General features: G+C 62.4%; 26 protein-coding genes and 2 tRNA genes. 3 read left to right on the forward strand and 25 right to left on the reverse strand.

The features are described from left to right. Positions 1–11 precede the first annotated feature (11 nt). The 14 genes from EV669_RS10975 to ndk all read right to left on the reverse strand — a co-directional run bounded on the left by EV669_RS10975 (position 12) and on the right by ndk (position 13,946). On the reverse strand, positions 12–1,163 hold the full coding sequence (locus EV669_RS10975; RefSeq protein ID WP_132098739.1) for an ATP phosphoribosyltransferase regulatory subunit: 1,152 nt from the start codon (positions 1,161–1,163) through the stop codon (positions 12–14). A gap of 87 nt (positions 1,164–1,250) precedes the next feature. Continuing rightward, positions 1,251–2,141 (reverse strand): protease modulator HflC, encoded by an 891-nt coding sequence (hflC, locus tag EV669_RS10980; RefSeq protein ID WP_054285902.1) that lies wholly within the window; start codon positions 2,139–2,141, stop codon positions 1,251–1,253. 2 nt (positions 2,142–2,143) lie between these two features. After that, positions 2,144–3,364 carry an FtsH protease activity modulator HflK gene (gene hflK, locus EV669_RS10985; protein ID WP_132098699.1) on the reverse strand — a complete coding sequence of 407 codons (1,221 nt, stop codon included), beginning with the start codon at positions 3,362–3,364 and terminating at the stop codon, positions 2,144–2,146. Continuing rightward, a complete protein-coding gene (gene hflX / locus EV669_RS10990; protein WP_132098700.1) occupies positions 3,351–4,481 on the reverse strand; it encodes a ribosome rescue GTPase HflX in 1,131 nt (376 codons plus the stop codon). The genes hflK and hflX overlap by 14 nt, the downstream gene beginning before the upstream one ends. 85 nt (positions 4,482–4,566) lie before the next feature. Continuing rightward, positions 4,567–4,827: an RNA chaperone Hfq gene (hfq, locus tag EV669_RS10995; RefSeq protein ID WP_054285905.1), complete on the reverse strand. Its 261-nt coding sequence runs from the start codon at positions 4,825–4,827 to the stop codon at positions 4,567–4,569. A gap of 88 nt (positions 4,828–4,915) precedes the next feature. Beyond that, positions 4,916–6,325 carry a ribosome biogenesis GTPase Der gene (der, locus tag EV669_RS11000; protein WP_132098701.1) on the reverse strand — a complete coding sequence of 470 codons (1,410 nt, stop codon included), beginning with the start codon at positions 6,323–6,325 and terminating at the stop codon, positions 4,916–4,918. A gap of 10 nt (positions 6,326–6,335) precedes the next feature. Then, positions 6,336–7,478, reverse strand: a complete 1,143-nt coding sequence (gene bamB, locus EV669_RS11005; protein ID WP_132098702.1) for an outer membrane protein assembly factor BamB — start codon at positions 7,476–7,478, stop codon at positions 6,336–6,338. Positions 7,479–7,481: 3 nt separating this feature from the next. Next, the gene (locus tag EV669_RS11010; RefSeq protein ID WP_054285908.1) at positions 7,482–8,111 is read right to left on the reverse strand and encodes a YfgM family protein; all 630 of its coding nucleotides are present in this window, start codon (positions 8,109–8,111) and stop codon (positions 7,482–7,484) included. An 18-nt stretch (positions 8,112–8,129) separates the two neighbouring features. Beyond that, the gene (gene hisS / locus EV669_RS11015; RefSeq protein ID WP_132098703.1) at positions 8,130–9,401 is read right to left on the reverse strand and encodes a histidine--tRNA ligase; all 1,272 of its coding nucleotides are present in this window, start codon (positions 9,399–9,401) and stop codon (positions 8,130–8,132) included. A 42-nt stretch (positions 9,402–9,443) separates the two neighbouring features. Then, the gene (gene ispG / locus EV669_RS11020; protein WP_132098704.1) at positions 9,444–10,721 is read right to left on the reverse strand and encodes a flavodoxin-dependent (E)-4-hydroxy-3-methylbut-2-enyl-diphosphate synthase; all 1,278 of its coding nucleotides are present in this window, start codon (positions 10,719–10,721) and stop codon (positions 9,444–9,446) included. A 20-nt stretch (positions 10,722–10,741) separates the two neighbouring features. After that, positions 10,742–11,614 carry a RodZ domain-containing protein gene (locus EV669_RS11025; protein WP_132098705.1) on the reverse strand — a complete coding sequence of 291 codons (873 nt, stop codon included), beginning with the start codon at positions 11,612–11,614 and terminating at the stop codon, positions 10,742–10,744. Between the two features lie 2 nt (positions 11,615–11,616). Next, on the reverse strand, positions 11,617–12,375 hold the full coding sequence (gene pilW, locus EV669_RS11030) for a type IV pilus biogenesis/stability protein PilW (RefSeq protein ID WP_082446439.1): 759 nt from the start codon (positions 12,373–12,375) through the stop codon (positions 11,617–11,619). After that, positions 12,372–13,469 (reverse strand): 23S rRNA (adenine(2503)-C(2))-methyltransferase RlmN, encoded by a 1,098-nt coding sequence (gene rlmN, locus EV669_RS11035; protein ID WP_054285965.1) that lies wholly within the window; start codon positions 13,467–13,469, stop codon positions 12,372–12,374. Before rlmN ends, pilW begins: the two co-directional genes overlap by 4 nt. A 51-nt stretch (positions 13,470–13,520) precedes the next feature. Next, complete coding sequence (ndk, locus tag EV669_RS11040) at positions 13,521–13,946, reverse strand: nucleoside-diphosphate kinase (RefSeq protein WP_054285913.1); 426 nt, start codon at positions 13,944–13,946, stop codon at positions 13,521–13,523. Between the two features lie 127 nt (positions 13,947–14,073). On the opposite strand from ndk, the gene EV669_RS11045 reads away from it, so the two are divergent. Continuing rightward, a complete protein-coding gene (locus EV669_RS11045) occupies positions 14,074–14,892 on the forward strand; it encodes an SPOR domain-containing protein (protein ID WP_132098706.1) in 819 nt (272 codons plus the stop codon). A gap of 9 nt (positions 14,893–14,901) precedes the next feature. Here EV669_RS11045 and EV669_RS11050 read toward each other — a convergent pair whose 3' ends face one another. The 11 genes from EV669_RS11050 to EV669_RS11100 form a co-directional block, all read right to left on the reverse strand. Further along, positions 14,902–15,318, reverse strand: coding sequence for a DUF1289 domain-containing protein (locus tag EV669_RS11050; RefSeq protein ID WP_132098707.1), 417 nt, complete (start codon positions 15,316–15,318; stop codon positions 14,902–14,904). Between the two features lie 296 nt (positions 15,319–15,614). Further along, positions 15,615–15,691 (reverse strand) — tRNA-Pro (locus EV669_RS11055). A gap of 23 nt (positions 15,692–15,714) precedes the next feature. Then, on the reverse strand, positions 15,715–16,074 hold the full coding sequence (locus EV669_RS11060; protein ID WP_054287047.1) for a MerR family transcriptional regulator: 360 nt from the start codon (positions 16,072–16,074) through the stop codon (positions 15,715–15,717). Then, positions 16,055–16,357 (reverse strand): integration host factor subunit alpha, encoded by a 303-nt coding sequence (locus EV669_RS11065; RefSeq protein ID WP_054287048.1) that lies wholly within the window; start codon positions 16,355–16,357, stop codon positions 16,055–16,057. Before EV669_RS11065 ends, EV669_RS11060 begins: the two co-directional genes overlap by 20 nt. A gap of 84 nt (positions 16,358–16,441) precedes the next feature. Continuing rightward, positions 16,442–18,793 carry a phenylalanine--tRNA ligase subunit beta gene (pheT, locus tag EV669_RS11070; protein WP_132098708.1) on the reverse strand — a complete coding sequence of 784 codons (2,352 nt, stop codon included), beginning with the start codon at positions 18,791–18,793 and terminating at the stop codon, positions 16,442–16,444. 18 nt (positions 18,794–18,811) lie between these two features. Continuing rightward, positions 18,812–19,795: a phenylalanine--tRNA ligase subunit alpha gene (pheS, locus tag EV669_RS11075; protein WP_054287070.1), complete on the reverse strand. Its 984-nt coding sequence runs from the start codon at positions 19,793–19,795 to the stop codon at positions 18,812–18,814. Positions 19,796–19,933: 138 nt separating this feature from the next. Further along, on the reverse strand, positions 19,934–20,293 hold the full coding sequence (gene rplT / locus EV669_RS11080) for a 50S ribosomal protein L20 (protein ID WP_011134905.1): 360 nt from the start codon (positions 20,291–20,293) through the stop codon (positions 19,934–19,936). Between the two features lie 12 nt (positions 20,294–20,305). Beyond that, the gene (rpmI, locus tag EV669_RS11085) at positions 20,306–20,503 is read right to left on the reverse strand and encodes a 50S ribosomal protein L35 (RefSeq protein ID WP_054287050.1); all 198 of its coding nucleotides are present in this window, start codon (positions 20,501–20,503) and stop codon (positions 20,306–20,308) included. 151 nt (positions 20,504–20,654) lie between these two features. Then, the gene (gene infC / locus EV669_RS11090) at positions 20,655–21,179 is read right to left on the reverse strand and encodes a translation initiation factor IF-3 (RefSeq protein ID WP_082446440.1); all 525 of its coding nucleotides are present in this window, start codon (positions 21,177–21,179) and stop codon (positions 20,655–20,657) included. Positions 21,180–21,215: 36 nt separating this feature from the next. Beyond that, positions 21,216–23,117, reverse strand: coding sequence for a threonine--tRNA ligase (gene thrS / locus EV669_RS11095; RefSeq protein WP_054287051.1), 1,902 nt, complete (start codon positions 23,115–23,117; stop codon positions 21,216–21,218). A gap of 205 nt (positions 23,118–23,322) precedes the next feature. Beyond that, positions 23,323–23,399: transfer RNA gene (locus EV669_RS11100), tRNA-Val, on the reverse strand. A gap of 124 nt (positions 23,400–23,523) precedes the next feature. Here EV669_RS11100 and tgt point away from each other — a divergent pair. Both tgt and yajC read left to right on the forward strand, forming a co-directional pair. Next, on the forward strand, positions 23,524–24,639 hold the full coding sequence (gene tgt, locus EV669_RS11105) for a tRNA guanosine(34) transglycosylase Tgt (RefSeq protein ID WP_055434292.1): 1,116 nt from the start codon (positions 23,524–23,526) through the stop codon (positions 24,637–24,639). 162 nt (positions 24,640–24,801) lie between these two features. Continuing rightward, positions 24,802–25,116 (forward strand): preprotein translocase subunit YajC, encoded by a 315-nt coding sequence (yajC, locus tag EV669_RS11110; RefSeq protein ID WP_054287053.1) that lies wholly within the window; start codon positions 24,802–24,804, stop codon positions 25,114–25,116. The last annotated feature ends 5 nt before the right edge of the window (positions 25,117–25,121 follow it).

Consider the following 25,121-nt stretch of genomic DNA (forward strand, 5'->3'; position numbering starts at 1 on the left):
CAAAACAACACTCAGTTAAACGGAATCACCTGCCAGCCTTCGCCAGCAGGCACAAGTTCACGGTCGCAATTGAGGGCTCCGGCCGACTCGGCCAGGTAGTCGATCACAACGATCTCACCCGCCTCCCGCAGCCGCTGCACTTCGGCAGCCGCCCCCGGTAGGTGCCGGGCGGCGACACGTATGCCGCGCGCCGGATCGCGCTCAGGCAGGATGCGCACCAGATCGCGCAGGTCCAGGCTGAAACCGGTCGCCGGACGGGCACGCCCGAACCTTCGGCCAACATTGTCATAGCGGCCACCACGCGCCAGTGCCTCGGACCAGCCTGGAGCGTAGGCGGCAAACATCAGGCCGGTGTGATAGTAGTCACCGCGCAGTTCGGCCAGATCGAAGCTCAACTCCACCTGGCCTTCCAGATGGCGCGCAATGGCGGCCAGCTGCATCAGGCCCAGCTCTACCTCCGGCAGAGACGGCAGCCGGGTGCGCGCGCGTTCGAGCACGCTGGCCGGGCCGTAAAGCTCGGGCAAGGCCAGGAAGGCGCTGCGGTAGGGTTCGGCCACGTCGGCCACCAGCAGGCGGAGGGAGCCGACATCCTTGGCCTGCAGGATCGCAAAGAGCTCTGCCGTCTGCGCACTGCCCAGGCCGGCGGCGGCTGCCAGCCCACGGAAGATGGCGATGTGGCCCACATCCAGCCGCAGGGCGTTCACACCCACCAGCCGCAGCGTAGACAGCATCAGGCCGATGATCTCAAGGTCAGCCTCGATGCCAGCATAACCGTACAGCTCGGCACCTACCTGCAGCGGTTCGCGCGAACTGAGGAGGCCGGCCGGGCGGGCGTGGACCACGCTTCCGGCGTAGCACAGCCGCGTTACGCCAGTGCGATGCGCCAGAAGGTGCGCATCGATCCGCGCCACCTGAGGGGTAATGTCAGCCCGCAGGCCCAGCTGTCGTCCGGAGAAGGGATCGTCGAGCTTGAAGGTCTTCAGATCGAGCGCGCTGTCCCCTTCGGACACAAGGGAATCTGCATATTCGATCAGGGGGGGCAGCACCAGTTCGTAGCCGGCGGTGCGGAACCGCTCCAGCATCGCCGCCTTGGCGGACTCCACCTGCCGCGCAGTGGCAGGCAGGATATCGGCAATATGTTCAGGTAACAGCCAGTTGCGCATCATTTCGGTACTACACAATAAAAGGCGGGATTCTTCATCCCGCCTTGTGTCATCGGACCGGTCCCCGAGGGGACCGTCGCTTTTCTGTCATTTTCCCTTGGCCGGTGCTGCCGTCCCCTGAGGGTTGCGGAAGTACCGGAAGAACTCGTTGCTCGGCTCCAGCACCAGCACGTCACTCTTGGACTTGAACGACTCCTTGTAGGCATCCATGCTGCGCCAGAAGGCATAGAACTCGGGGTTCTTGCCATAGGCTGCGCCATAGATGGCGGCCGCCTGCGCGTCGCCCTCGCCCTTCATCTCCTGGGCCTTGCGATACGCCTCCGCGAGCAGCACGTCACGCTCCCGATCAGCCTCAGCCCGGATGCGTTCGGCCTCGGCAGCCCCCTCGCTGCGGAGCTGGTTGGCCACGGTGCGCCGCTCGGACTGCATGCGGTCGTACACCGAGTCGCTGATTTTATCCGGAAAATCGACGCGCTTTAAGCGTACGTCCAGAATTTCCACCCCAATCTTGCGTGCGTCGGCATCCGCACGACGACGGACCACCTCCATCACCTGGTCGCGCTGCCCTGCAATCACGTCGGTAACCGTCTTCTGGCCGAACTCTGCGCGTAGGCCATCATTGATGGTTTGGCGCAAGCGGGCCACGGCTGCAGTCTCGTTGCCACCCACGCTCTTATAGAACTGCTCGACATCCACCACGCGCCATTTCACGTAGCTGTCGACGAGCACGTTCTTCTTCTCGCGGGTATTGAAAAGCTCGGGCGCCTCCGGGTCGATCGTCTGGATGCGCTTGTCGAAATAGCGCACGTTTTGCAGCAGCGGCACCTTGAACTGAATACCCGGCTCCTTGAGCACGCGCACCACCTCGCCGAACTGAAACACCAGCGCGTACTGGCGCTGGTCCACGGTAAAGAGCGACAGGCCGGCAATCGCAATCGCAAGGCCAGCTGCCACAAGTACAGGAATGATTCGTTCCATGCTTAGCGCTCCCCACCGAAGAAATCACGTCCGCGGCTCGCGTCGCGCCCGTTTTTGGGTGCGGGCTGCCCCTGCGTCGGGGACGGTTGCTCGGGCCGCTGAGGGGCGGCCGCCTGGGGTGAGGGTTCAGTGCCGGTCACATGGTTAGCACCCGGTGTAGCGGCCTGGATCAGCTTGTCCAGAGGCAGGTAGAGCAGGTTGTTTCCGGCCTTCTGGTCCACCACTACTTTGGTCGAATTGTTCAGAACCTGTTGCATCATGTCGTAGTAGAGACGGTCACGCATGACCTTGGGGGCCTTGTTGTATTCGGACAACACCTGGCTGAAACGTGCGGCATCGCCTTCGGCGCGCGATACCACCTGCTGGCGGTAGCCTTCGGCCTCGGCCACCAGCCGCGCTGCCAAGCCGCGGGCACGCGGCACCACTTCGTTGGCGTAGGCAACGCCTTCGTTACGCAGCTTGTCCTTGTCCTGCCCGGCCTTTACCGCATCGTCGAAGGCGGCCAGCACCTGCTCGGGCGGCTGCACGTTGTTGATGTTGACCTTGCTGATGCGAATGCCGGCCCCGTAGCGGTCCAGGATGTTCTGGATCAGGCGGCGCGACTCGGCCGCCACCTGCGCACGGCCTTCGTTCAGCACGAAGTCAACGTTATTCTTGCCCACCACCTCACGGATGGCGGTTTCGGCCGCCTGCTTGACGATGTCCTTGCCGTCCGCGTCGCTGACCGCATTCAGGAACAGGAAGGCTTTGGCGTCCTTGATGTCGTACTGGACCGAAAGCTGTACATCGATAATGTTCTGATCCTCGGTGAGCATCAGCGACTCTTCGGGCACGCGGTTCTTGGCTGCACTACGGTAGCCGATCTCCACGCTACGGACTTCGGTCAGGTTAACGATCTCGACAGTTTCGAAGGGATAGGGCAGATGCCACTGCAGGCCGGCATCCGTCGTATGGTTGAAGCTGCCCATGCGCAGGACGACGCCCTGTTCGCGCGCGTCCACTACATAGAGACCGCTGGCCAGCCACAGCGCCAGCAGCACCCCACCCACCACACCAGCGCCTCCCCGGAACGCCGTGCCCGGTGAGGGCGGCGGCGTGCCGGGGCCTGCGCCCTTCGCACCCAGGAGACGTGCCACGCGGGCGTTCAGCCCGCGAAAAATTTCGTCTAGGTCCGGGGGCCCGTCATTCCCCCGGCGACCCCGGTTAGGATCATTCTGCGACATCTTGTTCTTTATCCGTTGTTGTGTTCTTCAGGTCCAGCACGCGTTCGGCAAGCGCTTCACGCAAGAGTTCCAGGCCCGCGCCGGTCAGTGCGGAAACCCGCACCGCCACCGCCCTGCCCTGCTGGTCCCGCTCGATGCTCGGCGGTAGTCCGCGCAGGTCGGTCTTGTTCCAGACCACCAGCTGAGGGATGCCTGCGGCATCGATTTCCTCGAGTACCTTATTCACTTCCTCGATCTGCCGGTCGCGCATGGGGTTGGCCGAATCGACCACATGCAGTAGCAGGTCTGCCTGGACCGTTTCCTCCAGCGTTGCGCGGAATGCGGCCACCAGGCTGTGCGGCAGGTCGCGGATGAAGCCTACCGTATCCGATACCACTACCGATACCGACTCGTTCAGGAACAACCGGCGGCTGGTGGTGTCCAGCGTGGCGAACAACTGGTTAGCCGCGTAGGCCCCGGCCTTGGTCAGGCTGTTGAACAGTGTGGACTTCCCGGCGTTGGTATAGCCCACGATGGAGACCGACACCAGCCCTGCACGAGTGCGGCCACGGCGCTGCGTTGCCCGCTGGCGCTGCACCTGTGCCAGCCGCTCCTTGAGCATCTTGACGCGGTTGCCCAGCAGTCGGCGGTCGGTTTCCAGCTGCGTTTCCCCCGGGCCGCGCAGGCCGATACCACCCTTCTGACGCTCCAGGTGAGTCCATCCCCGAACCAGGCGCGTGGAGAGGTGTGACAGCTGGGCAAGCTCCACCTGCAGCTTGCCCTCATGGCTGCGCGCGCGTTGCGCGAAGATATCGAGAATGAGGCTGTTGCGATCGATCACCCGGCACTCCAGCAGGCGCTCGAGGTTGCGCTCCTGCGCCGGAGACAGGCTATGGTTGAAGATGACGACGTTGGCCGAAACAGCTCTGGCCGCAAGACCGATCTCCTCAGCCTTGCCTTTGCCGGCAAACAGCGCGGCATCCGGGCGCTGACGCTTGCCTTGGACCAGTCCGGCCACGTCGACCCCGGCGCCCTTCACCAGTTCGACGCATTCGTCGACGCTTTCCTGGTAATCGGGCTCGCCAAAATCCAGGCAGACCAGTATGGCACGGTCGCCAATATCGGGACGGTCAAACACGTAAGTTTTTTACCCTTTGAAAGAATAAAGGCCGACCCCGCCTAGTATTGCGGAGGTCGGCCGAAGGTGGCAGCTGGAAGCGCGATCAGGCGTCCTGACCGTCCTGCTTGCCGTTGGCCGCATGCTCGTGCGGGATGTTGACCGGACGCGCCGGCACCACGGTGGAGATGGCGTGCTTGTAGACCATTTGCGTCACGGTATTCTTGAGAAGAACAACGTACTGGTCGAACGATTCGATCTGCCCCTGCAGCTTGATGCCGTTGACCAGATAAATCGATACCGGGACATGTTCCTTGCGCAGGGTATTCAGGAACGGGTCTTGTAACATTTGCCCTTTTGAGCTCATTTGTTCTTCTCCGAGTCAATGATCGTTGTATTAAAAAGTCTGCAGCCCGCTTGTCAGCATTAGTTTTAGCAGAAAAATGCCGGCGATACTATTTCTTGCTCTTGCCGTACCGGACAGGCTTTTCCCGACCCGGCAACTGCGTGCGCGGCATGGGTTTGGCCCGCGGCTTATCGGAGGCCTTGTCACTATCGAACGGATTGTCGCCCGACTTGTACTGTACGCGCAGTGGCGTCCCCTGCAATTTGAATACCTTACGGAAGGTATGTTCCAGATAACGGGTATAACTTTCGGAAATGCTGTCCAGCGCATTGCCGTGCACCACAATGATGGGAGGATTCATGCCGCCTTGGTGAGCATACCGCATCTTGGGCCGGACGAGTCCGACGCGCGGCGGAGCCTGCCGCTCTACCGCCACCTTGAGCACGCGCGTCAGCTTGGGCGTGGACAGCTTGCACATGGCGGCCTGATACGCTTCGTCGATGGAGCGGAACAGGTCGGCGATGCCGCGGCCTTCCAGCGCCGAGATGTAATGGAACTTGGCGAAATCGAGGAAGGCCAGTTTGCGTGCGATCTCGTGCTTTACCTCTTCCTTGCGCGCAGCATCCAGGTTGTCCCACTTGTTGACCGCCACGACCAGCGCGCGCCCCGCTTCGAGGGCGAAGCCGGCGATGGTGGCATCCTGTTCCGAGATGTCCAGTTGCGCGTCCAGCACCAGCACGGCAACGTTGGCATCCTCAATCGCCTTCATGGTCTTGATGACGGAAAACTTCTCGATCGCCTCCGACACCTTGCCGCGACGGCGCACGCCGGCGGTATCGATGATGGTATAGGTCTGGTCACCGCGCTCGAAATCAATATAGATGCTGTCGCGCGTGGTGCCGGCCTGATCGAAGGCGATCACCCGCTCTTCGCCGAGGATGGCATTGACCAGGGTAGACTTGCCGACGTTGGGGCGCCCGATAACAGCAAACTTGGGGTGGTGGGCGCGCGACTCTTCCTCGGCTTCGGGGAAGGCTTCCAGCACCAGCTCCATCATTTCGCGCACGCCGTCGCCGTGCGCCGACGAAATGACCATCGGCTCCCCCAGGCCCAGTTCGTAGAACTCGGCGGCGGCCATGGAGTGTGCCAGCCCTTCGGCCTTGTTGACGGCCAGATAGACCGGCTGGCTGCACTGGCGCAGGCGATTGGCGATGATTTTGTCCTGTGGGGTCAGGCCGGTGCGGCCGTCCACAAGGAATACGACCGCATCGGCCTCGTCCACGGCCTGCAGCGTCTGCCGGGCCATTTCGAACAGGATGCCTTCGTCCACCACCGGCTCGAAGCCGCCGGTATCGACCACGAGGTAGGGCTTGCTGCCCACGCGACCGTGCCCGTAGTGACGGTCGCGGGTCAGGCCCGGCTGGTCGGCCACGAGGGCATCCCGGCTGCGGGTCAGACGGTTGAAAAGGGTCGATTTGCCGACATTGGGCCGGCCGACGAGGGCTACAGTGGGTTTCATCAAATACTGCTTATTTCAGGGTGAGCATCGCCAAGCGCCCGTTGCGGCCTTGCAGCAGCACGTTCTCGCCCAGCGACTGGGGTTGGGTAGCAAGAAGGTCGGCCTCGATGCGGGTTCGGCCAACGATGGCGCCGGTCTCATTGGATAGCAGGTGGGCATAGCCTTCCTGGTCGGTCACCAGCACGAAGCGGCCCAGCATCGCGGGGCCAGACACGGACCGGTAACGCAATGCGTCCAGCTTCCAGAGGTTGCGCCCGGTGCTGCGGTCGAAAGCCTGCACGCTGCCGTCGTCCGCAGTCACGTAGACATTGCGCTCGTCCAGCGTCAGGCCCTGGCTGGAAGAAATATCGCGCGCCCACTGCAGGGTACCGCTACGGGCTTCGAAGCACGCCACGCGCCCCTGATAGGCCACAGCGCATACCTGACCATTGTCGAAGGCGGGCCGTGAGGTTACATCGGTAACCCGCTCCAGTTCGGTAGCCCCGCGCGCAGTGGCGACGGTGGCTTCCCACAGGAGCGCGCCGCTTTCCTGGGCAAGCACGGCGATGCGTCCGCCGGCCTGGCCGATGATGAGGGCTTCGGTGCCCACCGGGGTCATGGAGCCGGTGTTACGCAGCGTCAGGAGCGGCTGGCTGGCGGCATACGTCCAGCGCTGCTGTCCGTCCGCCAGTCCAAAGGCGGTGATGCGCCCATCATTGGTGCGGACCATCACCTGCCCGCCGGATACGACCGGGGCCTCCAGGGTGAGGCTGGTCAGGCGCTGCTCCCAGCGCACGGTGCCTGTCCGCCGGTCCAGCGCAATTAGGGAGCCCTTGGCGGTGCCCAAGAGAAGGAGCTCCTCACTCACGCCCACTGCCCCGGTGAGGGGACGGCCAGCATCCAGCTGACGCACCTGGCGCCCGGTGGTGGCGTCGAACTCGCGCACTTGGCCACGCGCGTCGGCTGCCACGATGTTGCCGTTGTGGTAGGCCGGCATGAAGCCGCCGGTGCCGCTGTCTCCGAGCGAAGCGGACCAGCGTTCGGCCAACCCCTGCACCGGGTTGAAGGCGGCGAGTCGGGTCGGCTCTGGGCGGGATGAACCTTCGAACCAGCTGGCGCAACCGGTCAGCAGCGCACTGGCAAGCATGGTGGCAACTACGAGACGGCGATGCATCAATCAGCCTCCCAAGGCATCAAGTTTGGTCTGGATGAACTGGCGGTCCGGCGATTCGCCGGTCAGCTTGGCCAGCGCGGCTTTGTAGGCATCGCTGGCAGCGCGCTTGTCGCCGCGCGCGACATAGACGTCGCCCTTGGCATCGAGGAACAGCGCGTCGAAGCTGGCCGGGTGCGGCTGGTTCAGCTCGGTGATGGCCGCATCATAACGCTTTTCGTCGGTGAGCACGGCAGCAAGGCGAAGCCGGGCCAGCGCAGTCAGCCCTTCATCAGCGCTTTCCTTGGTGATCCATTCCAGCTGTTGGCGCGCCGTGGCCAGGTCGCCCGCGGCAAACGCGGCCCTGGCCACCACAAAGGCGGACCGAGCGGCATACGCAGTAGCGCCGTAGTCCTTCTGCAGTGTCAGCGCCAGCGGCTTGAGCTTGGCCAGGTCGGGCTGTTCGGACTGCCGCTCCAGCTGGGCATAGAGCGTACCGGCCTCCTCGGACTGCTTCTGAAGATAAAGGGTATAGCCCTTGTAGCCGACGTAGCCTGCAGAAGCCACCAGCACGGCGGTGGCGATCCACTTGCCCCACTGCTGCCAGAAGGCCTTCAGGGAGTCGAGCTGTTCCTGTTCCTGCAAATCGAACGCCATCGTGCGTTTTCCTGTGCTTTAATCGGCCAGTGCGCGCTGCACCGCTTCGGGCACGCGCACCAGATCCATCTGTTCCTGATCACCGCCACGCAGCGGCTTCACCACTGCCGTACCGGTCCTGATCTCATCCTCGCCCACGATCACCGCCACTGCAGCGCCACTGGCATCGGCCTTGCGCATCTGGGACTTGAAGCTGCCTTCACCACAGTGCATGACCACCCGTATGCCGGCCGTGCGCAATGCCTGCGCCAGCCGCATCGCATAGAGGGCGCTGCCTTCGCCTTGGTGAACCAGGTATACGTCGGTGCCTTGGGTTTCCGGCAGACGGCCTTTGGCTTCCAGCAGCAGTAGTACGCGCTCCAGACCCATGCCGAAGCCGATGCCGGGAGCAGGCTTGCCGCCCAGTTGCTCGATCAGCCCGTCATAGCGCCCCCCCGCACATACAGTGCCCTGGGCGCCAAGGTCGGTGGTCACCCATTCGAACACTGACTGGTTGTAGTAGTCGAGCCCACGCACCAGCCGGGGGTTCTCGGTGTAAGCAATGCCCAGGCCGTCCAGCAGGGCCTTCCAGCCTTCGTAATGGGCCCGCGATGCTTCCCCCAGGTAGTCGATCAGCCGCGGCGCCGCGTTGCACAGCGCCTGCAGTGCCGGATTCTTGGTGTCCAGCACGCGCAGCGGGTTGGTGTAGAGACGGCGCTTGCCGTCCTCGTCAAGACATTCGGCGTGCTGTTCCAGATAGCGGATCAGCGCCTCGCGATGCGCAGCACGCTCGTTGCTGTTACCCAGGGTGTTGATTTCCAGCGCCACGCTCTGGTCGATGCCCAGACGGCGCCAGAGGTCGGCCGTCATGGCCACGATCTCGGCGTCAATGTCCGGCCCGGCAAACCCCAGTGCTTCCACACCCATCTGGTGGAACTGGCGATACCGTCCCTTCTGCGGGCGCTCGTGTCGGAACATCGGGCCCATGTACCACAAGCGCTGGGTGGTGTTGTAGAGCAGGTTGTGTTCCACCACCGCCCGCAGCGTCCCGGCTGTGCCCTCGGGGCGCAGGGTCAAACTGTCACCATTGAGGCTGTCGGTGAAGGTGTACATTTCCTTCTCGACAATGTCGGTCACCTCACCGATTGAACGCACGAACAGGGGCGTGGATTCGACGATGGGCGTGCGGATGTTGTGGTAGCCGTAGTCTGCCAGCAGCGCGCGCAGCACGCCTTCGAAATACTCCCAGCGGAAGGATTCGCTGGGCAGCACGTCGTTCATGCCGCGCACCGCCTGGATTTTCTGAGTCATGGTCTTCTGTGCTTGATACGTTGGATCTGGTTGTCCTGCCCCTCAGGCCAGCGGCCGGATGGGGATGGTACGCGCAGCGCCTTCGCGCCGCTTGCTACCGCCCGGGCCGTAACGGCTGGCCACGTAGTGGTCCACGATGGCCTTGAATTCTTCGGCAATGTGCTCGCCCTTGAGCGTTACTGTTTTCTCGCCATCCACATACACCGGCGCCACCGGCACCTCGCCCGTACCAGGCAGGGAGATACCGATGTCCGCCAACTTGGACTCCCCGGGGCCGTTCACTACACACCCCATGACGGCTACGTTAAGCGATTCGACACCCGGATACTGCAGCCGCCATACCGGCATCTGGTCACGCAGATAGGTCTGGATGCGGTCGGCCAGTTCTTGGAAGAACGTGCTGGTGGTGCGGCCACATCCCGGACAGGCAGTGACCAGCGGCGTGAAGCTGCGCAGGCCCATCGTCTGGAGGATTTCCTGCGCCACGATGATTTCTTTGGTGCGGGATTCGCCCGGCTGCGGGGTCAGCGAAATGCGGATGGTATCACCGATGCCTTCCTGCAGCAGCACGGCCAGCGCAGCGGTGGAGGCGACAATACCCTTGGAGCCCATGCCGGCCTCGGTGAGCCCCAGATGCAGCGGAAAGTCACAGCGGCGGCCAAGGTCGCGGTAGACAGCGATCAGGTCCTGCACGTGGCTGACCTTGCACGACAGGATGATCTTGTCCGGGGAGAGGCCCAGCTCGATCGCCTTGTCAGCACTCTCCAGGGCCGAGACGATCAACGCTTCGCGCATGATGGCATCCGGCGGCAGGGGGTGGGCCGAACGGCTGTTCTCGTCCATCAGGCGGGTGGCCAGACTCTGGTCCAGGCTGCCCCAGTTGACGCCGATGCGCACCGGCTTGTCGTATTCGATGGCAGTGCGGATCATGAAGGCAAACTTGTCGTCGCCCTTTGCTCCGCGCCCAACATTGCCTGGGTTGATGCGGTACTTGGCCAAGGCGCGCGCGCAGTCGGGATACTCCCGCAGCAGGCGGTCGCCATTGAAATGGAAGTCGCCGACCAGCGGCACCTTGCAGCCCAGGTCGTCGAGGCGCTGATGGATCTCGGCCACGCGAGCAGCCGCCTCGGGACTATTGACGGTGATGCGTACCACCTCCGAACCGGCGTCGGCCAGCTCCTTGACCTGCAAGGCCGTGGCCTCGGCATCGGCGGTGTCGGTATTGGTCATCGACTGCACCACGACCGGTGCATCGGAACCGACAATGCAGTCCCCCACACGAACCTGGCGGGTGGGACGGCGGCGGATGGGCGTACTCATGGATGCATTCACCTGCGCGTTCAATTCAGTTCCAGCTTGGCGGTAGTGCCGCGGGTGCGGGCCGCCAGGTCGACCGGCTGCCCCTTGTAGCGCAGCTCGACATTCGGGGCATTGCCGATCACCACCTTGAAGGGAGGCTTGCCTGCCAGGCTGCGCTGCGTACCGGCCGGCAGCGTAGCGAACACCAGCTTCTTGCCGTCGGCGTCGGTCACCGAAACCCAGGCCGAAGCCTTCAGGTTGAGCTCCAGCGCTTCGCCAGCGTTGGTCGAAGCGGCGGCGGGCGCGGAAGCCGGCACCGGAGCCGACAGGACGGGCGCGGTCTTGGGGACACTGGCTACCGACGCAGCGTCCGTCCCTACAGCCGGCCCAGATACGGAGGCTGCGGACTCCGCGACGATCGGCGAGGCGGCCTGTTCGGTCAACATGGGCTGCAGCCCCTGCGGCGCTTCACTCTCGGGCTCGACCGGACGCTGACTCCACCACCAGCCGACACCGAGCAGGAGGATCAGCCCCCCTGCCAGCCCAGCCAGAGCGAACCCCCGGCGGGCTGGCACCACGGGCGCGGTGTCGGTGGCAGCGTCCGTTGCCGTGCCTAGGTCGGGCTCGCTACTCAGGCTGGACGGGAACCGGGTATCCAGCATGGCCATCAAGGGAGCGTCATCCAGTTCGAGAAAGCGGGCGTAGTTGCGGACGAAGCCGCGCACGAAGGCCGCTCCCGGCAACGCTTCGAAGTCGTCGCATTCGATCGCCTCGAGCTGGCGCAGGGAGAGTTTGAGGCGGTCGGCAACGTCGCCCAGGCTCAGGCCTGCGGCTTCCCGTGCCTGGCGCAGCGAGGCGCCGACAGAGACCGCAGGGTTGGCCGAAGCCTCCGGAGCAGGCTGGAAATGGTCCATTGTCAGTTTCCGCTTATCAGTTGCTGGGTTTCTCGTGAGTCGGGATAGCGCGTTTTGAGCTGGTTGGCCCAGTCGGCCAAGCGCGCGGCATCGCCGGTGCGGCGGGCAATGTTCACGCCGAGCAGCAGGTCGTCGGCCCCGAGTCCTTCCGGCAGGGCCTGCACCAGCCGCTCGAAGTAGAAGGCCGCCAGCTTGGGGTTGTCCTGGGTGGAATGCAAGCGCGCCAGCGCCCTCAGCGCGGGCGGATAGTTCGGTGCGGCCTGCAGCGCGGCCAGCAAGGCGCTGTTGGCCTCCTCGGCCCGTCCGAGCTTGATGTAGCAGGTACCCATGTTGAGATGGGCGGTCTGAGGGGCGTTGTAGAGGGGGTTGGCCAGCGCGCGCGCAAAATACTGCAGGGCCTCCTGCGGGCGGCCATGCTCGCAGAGATAGAGGCCGTAGTTGTTGTTGCCCTCGGGATTGTCTGGCTCCAGCTGCAATGCACGCTGATAGATGCGCACGGCTTCGGCATCCTGGCTCAGCAGGGCGTGGACATAGGCTTTGGCCAGCAGGCCGGGGACGAAGGTGTCGTCGGCGCGGACGGCCTGTTCGGCCGACTCCAGCGCACTCTTGAGGTTGCCGAAACGCACGTACTCGAACACCAGCTGGGTGCGGATCTGCGCCAAGTCACGGCTGCCGGAAGGCGGGGCGGCAAGAACGGGGGAAACGACCACCGAGGCAACCGTCAGTACGGCCGCGAGCGTTGCCTGCCACTTGCCTTTCATGCCTGCCTGCCCTCCTCGGCGATGCGCATCCACTTTTCCTGACGACGGGTCTTGTCCTGCACCTGGCCTGCCAGCTGGCCACAGGCAGCATCAATGTCATCACCCCGGGTCTTGCGAACGGTCACGACGAAACCGGCTTCCTGGAGGATTTCCCGGAAAATGCGGATGGCGTTGTTGCTCGACCGCGCGTAACCCGAATTTGGGAACGGGTTGAACGGGATGAGGTTGAACTTGCAGGGAACGTCGCGTACCAGCTCGATCAGCTGGCGAGCATGTTCCGGCCTGTCGTTCACGCCGTCAAGCATCACATACTCAAAAGTGATGAAGTCGCGGGGCGCCTTTTCCAGATAGCGCCGACACGCCGCCATCAGCTCGCTGAGCGGATACTTGCGGTTGAGCGGCACGATCTGATCGCGAATGGTGTCGTTGGAGGCATGCAGGCTCACCGCCAGGGCCACCGGGCATGCGTCACGCAGCCTGTCCATCTGCGGCACCATGCCGGACGTGGAAACGGTGACCCGACGACGCGACAGGCCGTAGCCGTGGTCGTCAAGCATAATCTGGAGCGCGGCGACGACGTTGTCGAAGTTGGCCAAAGGCTCACCCATGCCCATCATCACCACGTTGGAAATCACGCGTTCGTTCTTGGGGGTGACCCCCATCGCCTTGTTGGCCCACCACAGCTGACCGATGATCTCGGCAGTAGAGAGATTGCGGTTAAAGCCCTGGCGCCCCGTGGAGCAGAAGGTACACTCCAGCGCACAGCCCACCTGAGAGGAAATGCAGAGTGTGCCCCGATCATCCTCGGGGATGAACACGGTCTCCACGCCGTTGCCAGTACCTACGTCCAGCAGCCACTTGCGGGTGCCGTCGGTGGAGGCTTGGCCCGTGATCAGGTGTGGCACACCCACCTCGGCCGACGCCTGCAGCTTGGCACGCAGGCTTTTGGCCAGATCGGTCATCGCCTCGAAATCACTCTCTCCCATCTGGTGCATCCAGCGCATCACCTGCTTGGCCCGAAAGGGTTTCTCACCGATCGAGGCAAAGTGGGCGGTCAGTTGGTCGAGGCTGAAGTCGAGAAGATTGGTTTTCATGCAGGTCTCTTGAAAGACGACCGCCTGCAGGCGGCCGTCCGGAACGGTCAATCAGCGAGCGCAGATTTCCGAAGCGGCAAAGAAGTAAGCGATTTCGATGGCAGCGTTCTCGGCGCTGTCGGAGCCATGCACGGCATTGGCGTCGATGCTCTCGGCAAAGTCGGCGCGGATGGTGCCCGCATCGGCTTTCTTCGGATCGGTCGCGCCCATCAGCTCGCGGTTTTTCAGGACGGCGTTCTCGCCCTCCAGCACCTGGATCATCACCGGACCGGAAACCATGAAGTCCACCAGGTCTTTGAAGAAAGGGCGCTCCTTGTGCACGGCGTAGAAGCCTTCCGCTTCTGCGCGCGACAGCTGTTTCATGCGGGCAGCCACGACCTTGAGGCCGCTGGACTCGAAACGGTCGTAGATCTTACCGATCACGTTCTTGGCCACAGCATCCGGTTTAACGATGGAAAGGGTACGTTCGATAGCCATAAAAAATCTCCCAAATAGCAAGACAACTGGGTAAACTAAACGTTCACCCAGACTGAGGTTACCCAATTTTGAGGAACCCGGTATGTTACCAGCCTTTTCCAACCCTGTCGCTGCATAACCCGGTGCCATGAATTCCAGACCCGAGCCTCCCGCGCAGCCCACCTCTTCTGACAACGAACAGGACCTCAACACCCGGCTCAAGAAGCGGCTGCTGATTGCGGGCGGACTGGTGGCAGTGGCCATCGGAGCCGTGGCGATGCTAGACGGCCGCAAGAGTGTGCCGGAAGTGGCACCGGCCAGCACCTCGGGCAAGATCGTGCTGCCGGAAACGAGTGCGCCGGCAGCCCTGCCGGCCGAACCCCCAGCGACAGCCTCTGCACCGGCAATCGAGGCTTCGGCCCCTGAGGTAGCTGTGCCGCCCAGCCCCGACACCAGCAAGACACCGGGTGTGGCCGCGGCCAATACCCGTCCGCTGGCTGTCCCGAGCTTTCAGGCAGCTCCGTCCTCTGGCTCCACTCCAGCACCGGCGACCACGCCACAACACCCCTCGATGCAGGAACATCGTGCGCCTCAGGTAACGGCCCCGCGTCCCGCGCCGACCGAGGCGCAGCCCGCCACCGCGCCCAGCCGGCCGCAGCCTGCCGAGCGCCCTCCCTTTGCTGCGCGACCTCAGGCCCCGCAGCCCGACCTCCCACAGACATCGGGCGCAATCCCCAAGGCCCGGCCCGCCGGCACCTCGCTTGGCTACCAGGTTCAGTTGGGACTCTTCTCCAGCCTGGACAATGCCCAGAAGCTGGTCTCTGCGCTACGGCAGCAAGGCGTGGAAGTGCACACCGAGACCCGCGTCCACCTCGGCCCGTTCAACAGTCGGGTGGAAGCGGACGAAGCAATGCAGAAGCTCAAGACCCTCGGCTACAACCCGCTTCTGGTCGCACCCGGGCAGTAAAAGCCTGCTTCAACGCAACTGGAGCAGGGACAGCACTTCGGCAGGCCCGTCCTTTTCGGTCAGAGCCTGCCTTTGCACTCCCTCTGCCCCTAACACTTCGAGCCAGCCGCGCTCACGCAAGGCAAAGCGCACCAGCCCGTCGGTAAGGCCCATTACACCCCACTCTTTTCCTTGCACATCCGTTTCCACATCCAGCAATACCCCGGCGCACTGCGCCACAGCCAAAAGCCGATGTCGATGTGGCAGGCAGCGCCAGACGTGCTGCTTCTGCACTGACGTAAACCCTGGCCATTGACCCACTTCATCGAAAGTGCGCGCACAGCCGCGGCACACCATATCCCCCAGGGCGGTGGTGCAGAGTGCAATGCAGGGAGAATCCTTTCCAACAGGATGAGTTGAGGCGTGATCTGAAAAAGCAGCAGTCATGAATGGAAGCGAAAGAGACGTTTCAACAGGGCAAGGTTGGCCGAAAGGCCAGACAGGCGCAAGCACTTAGCGGTAAGCGAAACAGACAGATCCAGAGGGAGCAGATCCTTCTCCCGAGTTCCTGGGGAGCCCAATCTTGACCGACAGTCTGCTTCTATCAAGCTAGCCAACATGGCAGCATCCTGGCAGACCGTGGCAGAAATCATATTAGAAGTTCTTCTAATATGATGCACGCTAAAAACAAAAAAGCCATCCGTACTGGATGGCTTAAGTGCTTGATAAATCAAGGTTTTTATTGGTCGGGGCGAGAGGATTCGAACCTCCGACCCCCTGCACCCCATGCAGGTGCGCTACCAGGCTGCGCTACGCCCCGACACAACAGCGAAAGATTATAGATCAGCCGGCAACCTTTGGCAAGGCACCATCCAGAATTTCGAGCACTGCCTGCAACTCGGCGCGCACCTCCTGCGCTGTGAGCGGCGGTGCAACGCCCTCATCATGCATCAGGCGCTGGCGCGCGCCCTGGATGGTAAACCCGTCGTCGTAGAGCAACTCACGGATGCGGCGCACCATGAGGACCTCGTGGTGCTGGTAATAGCGTCGGTTGCCCCGGCGCTTCACCAACCGCAACTGGGCAAACTCCTGCTCCCAGTAACGCAGCACATGGGGTTTGACACCCGCCAGTTCGCTGACTTCGCCGATGGTGAAGTAGCGCTTGGACGGGATGGGGGGCAGCTCAGCCTTGCTTGTTAGCATGGTATTGTTCAACCATTCCCTTGAGTTTCTGGCTTGCGTGGAACGTCACCACGCGACGGGCGGTGATGGGAATCTCCTCCCCGGTCTTGGGGTTCCGCCCGGGGCGCTGGGGCTTGTCGCGCAACTGGAAGTTGCCGAAGCCCGACAGCTTGACGGTATCGCCAGCTTCCAACGCCTGCCGGATTTCTTCGAAAAACGTTTCGACCATGTCCTTGGCTTCCCGCTTGTTGAGGCCCACTTTGTCGAACAGCAGGTCCGCGAGCTCAGCCTTTGTCAGAGTCATGACTATCCCTTACTTCAACCACGTAACTTAAGTGAAAGCGGCCCTACCGGCAAGCTCGGCCGGCAGGGCCCGTCATCGCACACCCTAGCGGAGGACGGCACCGGCCTTCAGCGCGGCCGCATCCAGAAGGCGCTTCACCTCGGCCTCCACCTCATCGTCAGTCAGCGTGCGGGTCATTTCCTGCATCTGCACACGGAAGGCCAGACTCTTCTTCCCCTCCTCCACGCCCTTGCCGCGATAGACGTCGAATACCGCCACCTCGGTCACGAGCGACGAGGCAGCCTGCTGAAGCGCCACGAGCACGGTCTGCACCGGCAGAGACTCGTCAACCACCAGCGCCAGATCGCGCCGTACACCCTGGAATCGCGACACGGGCCGTGCCTTGACCGGGATGCAGGCCTCGACAGGCTGCAGATCGAGCTCGAACAGAACAGGAGCGGAAGGCAGATCGTAAGCCTGCACCCACTGCGGATGCAGTTCGCCCATCACCCCTACCACACGGCCCGCCACGACCACTTCCGCGCAGCGACCAGGATGAAAGGCGGGATGCTGGGCAACGCGATACTCCGCCTGCGGCAGGAAGGATTCGACATCGGCCTTCACGTCATAGAAATCAACCTTCTGCTGCGGCACACCCCATTGCTCTGGCCACCGACTACCCCAGGCCAGGCCCGCCACCTTCTCCGGCTGAACCAGCATACCCTCGTCCTTGCAGAAGACCCGGGCGATCTCGAAGATACGCACGCGGGGTTGCTTGCGGTTCAGGTTGGCCGAAAGCACCGATACCAAGCCGCCAATCAGCGTGGAGCGCATCACGCTCATCTGGCTGGCAATCGGGTTAATCAGACGCACCGGGTCGGCGTTGGCGGCGAAATCCTGCTCCCAGCGCTCGTCCACGAAGGCATACGACACCACTTCCTGATAGTCGCGCGCGGCGATCTGACGCCTCAGTTGGCTGCGCGGTAGCCGGTCTTCAGGCAGGGGCAGCATCCGCAGGCGCGAAACGGGCGCATCCGAGGGGATAGCATCGTACCCATGTACACGGGCCACTTCCTCGATCAGGTCTTCCTCGATCGCGATATCGTAGCGGGCAGCAGGCGGGGTCACGCAGAACCCGCCTTCGATTGGTACCACCTCGAACCCCAGACGCTGGAAGATAGCGTGCACGTCCTCTTCGGCCAACCGGATACCCAGCACACGGTTGATGCGCTCTATGCGCACCGTCACCGCCGGGCGCTCCGGCAGCCTGCCCACGCTCTCGGTCAGCGGCCCCGGCTCGCCTCCACAGATGTCCACGATCAACCGCGTCGCCCGCTCGATCGCATCGCGCTGCAGGGTGAAATCCACGCCGCGCTCGTAGCGGTAGGAAGAGTCCGACCCGAAGCCCAACCGGCGCGCTTTGCCAGCAATCTGTTCGGGATGGAAAAACGCGCTTTCCAAGAAGATATCGGTTGATGACGGGGTGACCCCGCTCTCCAAGCCGCCCATGATGCCAGCAATGGCCAGCGACTTGGCATCGTCTGCGATTACAAGCAGGTCTTCCTCGAGTGCCACTTCCTTTTCGTTCAGGCACACCAGTTTTTCACCCGGGCGCGCCATGCGTACCGTGATGCCCCCCTCCACCTTGCCCAGATCGAAGGCATGCATCGGCTGACCCAGCTCAAGGAGAAGGTAGTTGGTGATATCCACTATCACCGAGATCGAGCGCAGGCCGGCACGTTCCAGGCGACGGCGCAACCAGTCGGGGGTGGAAGCGGCGGCATTGACGTTGCGTACCACGCGGCCGATGTAGCGTCCGCACGCCTGTGGGGCCTCGATGTGTACCGGCAGGGTGGACTCGCAGACTGCGGCGACAGGCTGACAGGCAGGCGCCTGCAGCGGTGCCCCCGTCAGCGCAGCCACTTCACGGGCGATGCCACGCATCGACAGGGCATCCGCACGGTTGGGGGTCACCTTCAGGGTAAAGAGGCTGTCGTCCAGCTGCAGGTATTCGCGAATCGACTGCCCAACGGGCGCATCCGCAGGCAGTACCAGCAGTCCGTCCACCTCGTCGGGAACGCCAAGCTCCTTGCCCGAGCACAGCATCCCGTTGGATTCAACACCACGCATCTTGGTGGGTTTGATGCGGAAGTCGCCGGGCAGCACCGCGCCTGGAAGCGCGCACGGCACGCGCAGCCCCGGGGCCACGTTGGGAGCGCCGCAGACGATCTGGATCAGTTCGCCGGTCCCGGCATCCACCTTGGTTACGCGCAGCCGGTCAGCATTCTCGTGCTTGACCACTTCCTTGACCTCAGCCACCACGACGCCGCTGAAGGCAGGCGCCGCAGCCGTTACCTCTTCGACTTCGAGGCCGGCCATGGTGAGGAGGTACGACAATTCATCGGTCGACAGCGACGGGTTCACCCAGCTGCGCAGCCACTGTTCGGAAAATTGCATTTGAGGACTCCGCCAGGATCAGTTGAACTGTTTCAGGAACGACAGATCGTTCTCGAAGAAGAGACGCAGGTCGTTGACGCCATAGCGCAGCATGGCAAACCGGTCAAGACCGATGCCGAAAGCGAAGCCGGTGTAACGCTCCGGATCGATGTTGACGTTGCGCAGCACATTCGGATGTACCATCCCGCATCCACCGACTTCCAGCCAGCCACGCTCGCCCAGAACGTCGATTTCGGCAGAAGGCTCGGTAAACGGGAAGAAGGAAGGACGGAAGCGCACCTGCAGATCGTCACGTTCGAAAAAGCGCCGCAGGAAGTCGGTGAGCACCGCCTTGAGGTCGGCAAAGCTCACCCCATCATCCACCCACAGCCCCTCCATCTGGTGGAACATCGGCGAATGGGTAGCGTCGGAGTCGACGCGGAAGACACGCCCTGGAGCGATGATTTTGATCGGCGGCTGGTTGGCCAGCATGTAGCGCACCTGAATCGGCGAAGTATGGGTGCGCAGCACCTCGCCCCCCTCCACATAGAAGGTGTCCTGCATGGCGCGGGCCGGATGGTTTTCGGGAATGTTGAGTGCTTGGAAGTTGTGAAAGTCGGTCTCGATCTCAGGGCCGTCGGCCACGGCAAAGCCCATGGACCGGAACAACTCTGTGATGCGCTCGAGGGTGAGTGTGACCGGATGCAGCCCACCCTTGCCAGGACCGCGCCCCGGCAAGGTTACGTCGAGCGCCTCGGCAGCCAGCTGTCGGGCCAGCTTGTCGGCGTTGAGTGCATCGCGCCGCGCATTGAAGCTACCCTCGAAGGCCTGCTTAGCCTGGTTGATGGTGGCACCGGCCGCCTTGCGCTCCTCGGGCGGAAGCTTGCCCAGCTGCTTCAGCAGCTCGGTCAGCTCCCCACTCTTGCCGAGATAGCGCGCCTTGACCTGCTCGAGCTCGATCAGGTCGGCTGCACCGTCCAGAGCGGCCAGCCCGGCCGCAAGAATCGTGTCGACGTTGCTCATCTCAATCACACCGTAATGCATTAAAAAGGCTGACCGCACCGTAACGGCGGTCTGGTCAGACTTCTTGAAAAGTCCACTCGGGACGACAACCCGCGAAAAAAAAGGGAGGCGTTCGCCTCCCTTTTAATGTCCAAGCAATCAGGCTGCGAGGCTGGCTTTGGCTTTTTCGACGATCTGGGCAAAAGCCGGCTTGTCGAAAACGGCCAGATCGGCCAGAACCTTGCGGTCGATTTCGATGGCGGCCTTCTTCAGACCGTTCATGAACTTGCTGTACGGCAGGCCGTTTTCGCGGGCTGCGGCGTTGATACGCGCAATCCACAGCTGACGGAACTGACGCTTCTTCTGGCGACGGTCACGGTATGCGTACTGACCGGCCTTCATCACCGCCTGTTTGGCGATGCGATAGACGTTCTTCCGGCGGCCGCGATAGCCTTTCGCCAGGGCGAGGATCTTCTTGTGACGGGCGCGAGCGGTGACACCGCGTTTAACACGAGGCATGGATCAAACTCCTTAAGCGTAGGGCATCATTGCACGAACAGAAGCCATGTTGGTGGCGTGTACCATGGTGGTACCGCGCAACTGGCGCTTGTTCTTGGTGGTTTTCTTGGTCAGGATGTGACGCTTGAAGGCCATAGAGCGCTTCACACCACCATTGCCCAGCACTTTCAGACGCTTTTTCGCGCTCGACTTGGTTTTCATCTTCGGCATGGAAAACTCCCGCTGAATTTCGTTAGATTAGACGCACGGTGATCTTTCGATACTTTTAAAACCGTGACATCACGCTTTTGCGGGTGACGCAGCACCCAAAAAACCGATCCGGCAGGAAACCCTGCCGGATCAAGGTGATGATTATAACCGATTATTTCTTCTTCGGGGCAATCATCATAACCATCTGGCGCCCTTCAAGACGCGGAAACTGCTCGACCGTGCCTACTTCGACCAGATCGGCCTCCACCCGCTTGAGAAGGGCGAGACCAATATCCTGGTGAGCCATCTCGCGGCCGCGGAAACGCAGGGTAACCTTCGCCTTGTCGCCTTCGGCCAGGAAGCGGATCAGGTTCTTCAGCTTGACCTGGTAATCACCCTCGTCGGTGCCGGGACGGAACTTCACTTCCTTGATCTGCACCTGCTTCTGCTTCTGCTTGGCTTCGTGACGCTTCTTGGACTGTTCGTACTTGAACTTGCCGTAGTCCATCAGCTTGCACACGGGCGGCTGCGCAGTCGGGGAGATTTCCACCAGATCTACGTCATGCTCTTCGGCCAACGCCATTGCCTCACGGAGGCTGACGACGCCGAGCTGTTCCCCTTCGTTTCCAATCAGACGGATCTCGCGGGCGGTGATTTCGCCGTTGATCCGTGCTTCGCGTTCCTGAGCTATAGCCAATTCTCCTATGGTGTATTCAGCAGAGTGCCGTTACGTTCAGACCGGATGGCTTTCCGACTGAAGACGTTCGATGAACGACTCGAGCGACAACTGGCCGAGGTCCTCACCCCGGGCACGGACAGCCACCAGGCCCTCCGCTTTTTCCTTGTCGCCCACGATCACCTGATAGGGCAGCTTCTGCAAACTGTGCTCGCGGATTTTATAGCTGATCTTTTCGTTCCTCAAGTCAAGCTCGACCCGGAAGCCTTGTTTCCTCAGCACTTCGGCCACGTGCGTTGCATATTCGGCCTGGGCTTCGGTGATGTTAAGCACCACCAGCTGCACCGGGGCCAGCCAGAGCGGGAAGGCGCCGCCATGGTTCTCGATGAGAATGCCAATGAAGCGCTCGAGCGAACCGAGGATGGCACGATGCAGCATGACAGGGCGACTGCGGCCGTTGTCTTCGGTAACGTACTCGGCCCCCAGACGCTCGGGCAGGACAAAATCGAGCTGCAGCGTACCACACTGCCAAGACCGGCCCAGCGCATCCTTGATATGGTACTCCACCTTCGGGCCATAGAAGGCGCCTTCGCCCGGCAGTTCCTCCCACTGCACGCCACACGCAGCAAGTGCCGTGCGCAGGCCGGACTCGGCCTTGTCCCAGACTTCGTCGGACCCGGCGCGCTTTTCGGGGCGCAGGGACAGCTTCACCGCGACTTGATCGAAGCCGAAATGGCGATAGATCTGCATCGTCAGTTCGTTGAAGGCGCGCGCCTCCTCGACGATCTGCGCCTCGGTACAGAAAATGTGTGCATCGTCCTGCACGAAACCGCGCACCCGCATCAACCCGTGCAAGGCGCCGGAGGGCTCGTTACGGTGGCAGGTACCGAATTCCGCCAGGCGCAGCGGCAGATCACGGTAAGAGCGCAAACCCTGGTTGAAGACCTGGACGTGCCCCGGACAGTTCATCGGCTTGACGGCATAGTCGCGCTTTTCCGACTCGGTGGTGAACATGTTTTCATGGTAGTTCTCCCAGTGCCCGGATTTCTCCCACAGCGTGCGGTCCATCACCATCGGCGTGCGGATTTCCTTGTAGCCGGCTTCGGCCAAGGTGTGACGCATGTACTGCTCGATGGTCTGCCACAGCTGCCAGCCCTTGGGATGCCAGAAGACCATGCCCGGCGCCTCGTCCTGCAGGTGAAAAAGGTCGAGCTGGCGGCCCAGGCGACGGTGATCACGTTTTTCGGCCTCCTCAAGCATGTGCAGATAGGCGTCCAGGTCCTCCTTGCGGGCCCATGCCGTGCCGTACACCCGCTGCAGCATCTCGTTGCGACTGTCCCCACGCCAGTAGGCGCCGGCGACCTTCATCAGCTTGAAGACCTTGAGCTTGCCGGTGGAAGGCACGTGCGGTCCACGGCACAGGTCGGTGAAGCCCCCCTCGCGGTAGAGGCTGAGCACCTCGCCCTGCGGGATGGATTCAATGATCTCGGCCTTGTACTGCTCGCCAATGCCACGGAAGTAGGCGATGGCCTCGTCGCGCGGCAGCTCATAGCGCTCAACCGGAATGTCCTTCTTGGCCAGCTCGGCCATCTTCTTCTCGATGGCGGCGAGGTCTTCCGGAGTAAAGGGACGCTTGTAGGCAAAGTCGTAGTAGAAGCCGTTCTCGATTTCCGGCCCGATCGTCACCTGCGCCTCGGGAAACAGTTCTTTCACCGCATACGCCAGCAGATGGGCAGTGGAATGACGAATGATCGACAGGCCATCAGCGTCCTTGTCGGTCACGATTGCCAGCTCGGCATCGGCCTCGATGCGATAGCTGGTGTCGACCAGACGGCCGTCCACCCGCCCGGCAAGCGCGGCACGCGCCAGTCCGGCGCCAATGGATGCGGCCACTTCATGAACCGTGACCGGCTTGTCAAAGGAGCGGATGGATCCGTCCGGCAGACGAATGTCAGGCATGGCAACTCCAGATGTTTGGGCGCCGCAGCGATGGGGTGCGTGCGCAGGGTTGTGTCGGGACACGTCGAAAAAGCAAAAAAAAGTGCGGCCAGCGCCGCACTCTTTTGTCGTTGCAATGGAGCAACCCGCCAGCGCGACTCAGCGCATCAAACGGGTAGTTTTAGTTCGGAAGGGCATCCGAGGCTCCATGCAATCTAGAATTTGTTGGTAGGCACGATTGGACTCGAACCAACGACCCCCACCATGTCAAGGTGGTGCTCTAACCAGCTGAGCTACGTGCCTGTCGAAGAAGGCTGAACTTTACCGGCATTTTCGGAAGAAATCAAGCACCCAGCCGGCACAGTCGCGCCGGCCTTGTACGGTTGGAGTATACTGCCCGCTGAATTTACACGGCTTTTTGGACCCAATGCTGAAGTTTACGGTACACAAGACCTCGGGCGGCGCGCGCCGGGGCACGCTGACACTCAACCACGGCACGGTGGAGACGCCGGTCTTCCAGCCGGTGGGCACGTATGGCTCCGTCAAGGCAATGAGCCCGCTGGAGCTGGAAGATATCGGCGCTCAGATCATTCTGGGCAATACCTTCCATCTTTGGCTGCGCCCCGGGCTGGAGGTGATCGAGGCTTTTGGCGGCCTGCACGACTTCATCGGCTGGGACCGTCCGATCCTGACCGACTCCGGCGGATTCCAGGTCTTCAGCCTGGGGGCGCTCAACAAGATCTCCGAGGAAGGGGTCACCTTCCAAAGCCCGGTGAACGGCGACCGCCTGTTCCTGTCGCCGGAAAAATCCATGGAAATCCAGCGCACACTCAACTCGGACATCGTAATGATCTTCGACGAGTGCACGCCCGGTCAGGTGGACCACAAGCGGGCTGCGGAGTCGATGCGGATGAGCTTGCGCTGGGCGGAGCGTTCGCGCCGCGCCTTCGACGACCTAAAAAATCCCAATGCGCTGTTCGGCATCGTGCAAGGCAACCTCTACGGCGATCTGCGCCGGGAATCACTGGACGGGCTGATGGACATCGGCTTTGACGGCATCGCCATCGGTGGCCTGTCGGTGGGCGAGCCCAAGCCGGAAATGTACCGGATGCTGGCCGAGCTGAAGGACATGCTGCCAGCGGAGAAACCACACTACCTGATGGGGGTGGGAACGCCGGAAGACCTGGTCTACGGGGTGGCCAACGGCGTGGACATGTTCGATTGCGTAATGCCCACCCGCAATGCCCGCAACGGCTGGATCTTCACCCGCTGGGGTGACATCAAGATCAAGAACGCCCGCTACAAGGACGACAAGCGCCCGCTGGACGAAACCTGCGGCTGCTACACCTGCCGCCACTTCAGCCGTGCCTATCTGCACCATCTGCACCGCGTGGGCGAGATCCTGGGCGCGCGGCTCAACACCATCCACAACCTCCACTACTACCAGGACCTGATGCGCGACATCCGTTCGGCCATCGAGGCCGACCGCTTCGAGGACTTCCGTCTGACGTTTGCGGCCGAACGGGCGCGTGGCGTTAACTGAAGGGCCTGCCTGTGGAACCAGCAGGGTTGGCCGAAGTCCGAGACTCCGGCCGGCCTTGATGCAGCCCGCCTGACGATGGCGCTGCGGTTGGAAAAGCCCGGTGCCGCCGATACAATGCGCTGTTTCGTATAAAGACTGAATGCTCTGAAGGGAGTCGACTCGATGTTCATTACCCCCGCCTACGCCGCCACGCCCTCCGGCTTCGACCTGATGCAGTTCCTGCCGATGGTGGTGATCTTTGTCCTGTTCTGGTTCCTGATGGTGCGTCCGCAGCAGAAACGAATGAAAGAGCACCAGAAGATGCTGTCGGAAATCCAGAAAGGCGACGAAGTGGTTACCCAAGGCGGCATCATCGGCCGCGTGGTGAAGACCAGCGAGCAGTACCTGACGATCGAGGTAGCCAACGGCGTGGAAATGCACTTCCAGCGTGCGGCCATCGCCTCGAAAGTCGAAAAGGGCACGATGAAGTCGCTGTAAGGCTA

The sequence above is a fragment of the Gulbenkiania mobilis genome (genome assembly GCA_004346645.1).
GTDB classification, from domain to species: Bacteria; Pseudomonadota; Gammaproteobacteria; order Burkholderiales; family Chromobacteriaceae; genus Gulbenkiania; species Gulbenkiania mobilis.

Bases quoted from the DNA above. Each gene is read 5' to 3' on its own strand.
- rpmI (WP_054287050.1), bottom strand. From the start codon at position 20,503: ATGCCGAAGATGAAAACCAAGTCGAGCGCGAAAAAGCGTCTGAAAGTG.
- hfq (WP_054285905.1), bottom strand. From the start codon at position 4,827: ATGAGCTCAAAAGGGCAAATGTTACAAGACCCGTTCCTGAATACCCTG.
- pheS (WP_054287070.1), bottom strand. From the start codon at position 19,795: ATGAGCAACGTCGACACGATTCTTGCGGCCGGGCTGGCCGCTCTGGAC.
- hflK (WP_132098699.1), bottom strand. From the start codon at position 3,364: ATGTCGCAGAATGATCCTAACCGGGGTCGCCGGGGGAATGACGGGCCC.
- hisS (WP_132098703.1), bottom strand. From the start codon at position 9,401: ATGACTCAGAAAATCCAGGCGGTGCGCGGCATGAACGACGTGCTGCCC.
- pheT (WP_132098708.1), bottom strand. From the start codon at position 18,793: ATGCAATTTTCCGAACAGTGGCTGCGCAGCTGGGTGAACCCGTCGCTG.
- EV669_RS10975 (WP_132098739.1), bottom strand. From the start codon at position 1,163: ATGCGCAACTGGCTGTTACCTGAACATATTGCCGATATCCTGCCTGCC.
- tgt (WP_055434292.1), top strand. From the start codon at position 23,524: ATGCTGAAGTTTACGGTACACAAGACCTCGGGCGGCGCGCGCCGGGGC.
- thrS (WP_054287051.1), bottom strand. From the start codon at position 23,117: ATGCCTGACATTCGTCTGCCGGACGGATCCATCCGCTCCTTTGACAAG.
- rplT (WP_011134905.1), bottom strand. From the start codon at position 20,293: ATGCCTCGTGTTAAACGCGGTGTCACCGCTCGCGCCCGTCACAAGAAG.
- yajC (WP_054287053.1), top strand. From the start codon at position 24,802: ATGTTCATTACCCCCGCCTACGCCGCCACGCCCTCCGGCTTCGACCTG.
- der (WP_132098701.1), bottom strand. From the start codon at position 6,325: ATGAAACCCACTGTAGCCCTCGTCGGCCGGCCCAATGTCGGCAAATCG.
- EV669_RS11060 (WP_054287047.1), bottom strand. From the start codon at position 16,074: ATGCTAACAAGCAAGGCTGAGCTGCCCCCCATCCCGTCCAAGCGCTAC.
- EV669_RS11050 (WP_132098707.1), bottom strand. From the start codon at position 15,318: ATGACTGCTGCTTTTTCAGATCACGCCTCAACTCATCCTGTTGGAAAG.
- EV669_RS11045 (WP_132098706.1), top strand. From the start codon at position 14,074: ATGAATTCCAGACCCGAGCCTCCCGCGCAGCCCACCTCTTCTGACAAC.
- ndk (WP_054285913.1), bottom strand. From the start codon at position 13,946: ATGGCTATCGAACGTACCCTTTCCATCGTTAAACCGGATGCTGTGGCC.
- ispG (WP_132098704.1), bottom strand. From the start codon at position 10,721: ATGAGTACGCCCATCCGCCGCCGTCCCACCCGCCAGGTTCGTGTGGGG.
- bamB (WP_132098702.1), bottom strand. From the start codon at position 7,478: ATGCATCGCCGTCTCGTAGTTGCCACCATGCTTGCCAGTGCGCTGCTG.
- rlmN (WP_054285965.1), bottom strand. From the start codon at position 13,469: ATGAAAACCAATCTTCTCGACTTCAGCCTCGACCAACTGACCGCCCAC.
- EV669_RS11065 (WP_054287048.1), bottom strand. From the start codon at position 16,357: ATGACTCTGACAAAGGCTGAGCTCGCGGACCTGCTGTTCGACAAAGTG.
- pilW (WP_082446439.1), bottom strand. From the start codon at position 12,375: ATGAAAGGCAAGTGGCAGGCAACGCTCGCGGCCGTACTGACGGTTGCC.
- EV669_RS11025 (WP_132098705.1), bottom strand. From the start codon at position 11,614: ATGGACCATTTCCAGCCTGCTCCGGAGGCTTCGGCCAACCCTGCGGTC.
- EV669_RS11010 (WP_054285908.1), bottom strand. From the start codon at position 8,111: ATGGCGTTCGATTTGCAGGAACAGGAACAGCTCGACTCCCTGAAGGCC.
- hflC (WP_054285902.1), bottom strand. From the start codon at position 2,141: ATGGAACGAATCATTCCTGTACTTGTGGCAGCTGGCCTTGCGATTGCG.